Source organism: Psychrobacter sp. TB20-MNA-CIBAN-0197 (assembly GCF_040309765.1).
In the GTDB taxonomy this organism is placed as follows: Bacteria; Pseudomonadota; Gammaproteobacteria; order Pseudomonadales; family Moraxellaceae; genus Psychrobacter; species Psychrobacter submarinus.
The window spans coordinates 1-2324 of sequence record NZ_JBEOPC010000058.1; the positions used below are offsets into that span (position 1 = coordinate 1).

Genomic DNA, 2324 nt, shown 5'->3' on the forward strand with positions numbered 1-2324 from the left:
GGAACGTCACCGGTAAAGTCGCCATCTGGCGTGAAGGTGTAGCTGCCATCAGGGCTCACTGTTAGAGAGCCTACCGGATTGTCATCAGCGTCAACGATATCAACTGGTGTGCCAACAGTAATCTCATCAGGGGTGCCATCACCATCAATGTCTACTTGAACATTATTAACGTTCAACGTGATGTCAGCATCTGTCTCAGACGCGTTGCCTAATAGATTGCCGTCAACTGGCTGACCTTGATCGGTAACTTCCGTCTCATCACCATCATTAAAGTCGCCTAGCTGATCACCTTGTTGGTCTCGGTCTTCATCATAAATGGTACCCGTGTCAGATGCTTGACCAATCTCAACAATGCCATTACCTGCAGAGACAGGGTTACTGATCTCAAGCACCATGTCTTCTGATTTCTCATAGATAGCATCGTCTGCAACAATCACTGTAATTACAGGTGCTTTGTCTTGACCGGCTGGAATAGTAACCGTATCACCATTCTTCAGGAAGTAAGCAATATCAACAGGATCCGTTAAGGTCACTGGTGTGCCATCAGCTTTAGTATAGCTAATAGCATAAATGTCTTGCGGCTCGATATTACTATCTGTTTGATTTAGTTTTACAAGTACTGTGGTGTCTGAGTCACTCTTTGTTTGCTGTGATACAGTGAAGATCAAGGTGTTGTCTACACCCTCAATCGCTGTCTCTTTCGTTGCGTTGATATCAACAACAGACTTATCTCCATCAATAATGGTCATGTCTGCTGTGTCAGAGTTAGCATCAACCTCAATGGCTTCAAAGCCGCCACCTTGCGGATTTGAGATAGTGATATTCACAATCTCATCACCCTCTGACAGCTGATCTTGAATCGTTACTAAATCAAGAGGCGCTGAGCTTGAACCTGCTGGGATTGTCACTGTCGCGCTGCCAGTGAAGTCATCACCGTTTGCAGCAACGCCACTATAAGTCACTTCTACAGTGATATCGGTAATCGCGTTAATCACATCGCCATTAGCGTCGCGCAATTCAACTAGGAAGCTACCAGTGTCACCTTCGTTAACAGTGTCAACATTGTCTACGATAGAAACAGTCACACCCTCTACCGGATTCATAGGATCTGTGCCATCTTCGTCGTTGATGGTGCCTGTGCCAGTCTTACCGTCAACAGTTACTGTGGTGGTCTCACCATCATCAGCAATGTTGTCATCAATGGTTGGATAGCTAACCGTAAATTCAGTAACGCCCGCTGGTACGGTGATAGTGCCGGCAGCTTGGTCATAAACAATGTCTGGGTTGCTAAAGACGGGCGCATTGGTGTAGTCAGCGCCTTCAGTCGCTGTACCTTCAGTAATGCTAAAGACATACGTCTCAGCTTTATCACTTGGTGTTGAGATGGTGATGGTATGAACTAAGTCTCCACCTTCAACGGCCACCGCATCACCCACAGTAATCTCAGCTGTGTCTATATCAACAATGGTCATGTCTGCAGTGTCAGCGTTGGCATCAACCTCAATGGCTTCAAAGCCGCCACCTTGCGGATTTGAGATAGTGATATTTACAATCTCATCGCCTTCAACTAGGTTATCTGCAAGGGTCTGCAAGTCAAGATTAAAGCTACTTGAACCTGCTGGGATTGTCACTGTCGCGCTGCCAGTGAAGTCATCACCGTTTGCAGCAACACCACTATAAGTCACTTCTACAGTGACATCGGTAATCGCGTTAATCAGATCACCATTAGCGTCACGCAATTCAACTAGGAAGCTGCCAGTATCGCCTTCATTAACCGTATCAATCGTATCTACGATAGATACCGTGACGCTATCTAGTGGATTTAGAGGGTCTGTGCCATCTTCATCATTAATAGTACCTGACTGAGCATTATCACCAATGCTTGCACCATTATCATTACGGGCATCACTAATATTTAAGGTTAGTGTCTCTTGTCCTTCATAAACACTGTCGTCTGCAATTTCAAAGACAACTGGCACCTCTTTACTGCCCGCTGTTATCACAACGGCTGCACCATTGGTTAAGAAGCTTTCAATAGCAGATGGGTCTGTTAGGGTCACCTCACCTGTTGCATCTGTATAAGTGATGCTTGCAATATCACTTGCCGTGATACCGGCGCTGCCAACCTTGTCTAGTTGTACTTTAACCGTGGTGTCTTTATCGCTCTTGAACGCTTGAGTAACTGCAAATTCAAGCGTGTCACTGTTGTCTGTGGTCTCAATCGCCTCAGCTTTCGTAACTCCCAGATTAACAACCACTGCAACTGCGTTAACTGTGATCTCAAGCTTAGAGCTATCTAGCACATCACCGCTATCTGCATCAAC

General features: G+C 45.8%; 1 protein-coding gene. It reads right to left on the reverse strand.

What is annotated here, in order from left to right; translation table 11 throughout:
* A partial coding sequence (locus AAEY83_RS12545) for a Calx-beta domain-containing protein (protein WP_351059217.1) occupies positions 1-2324 on the reverse strand: 2324 nt, incomplete at both ends.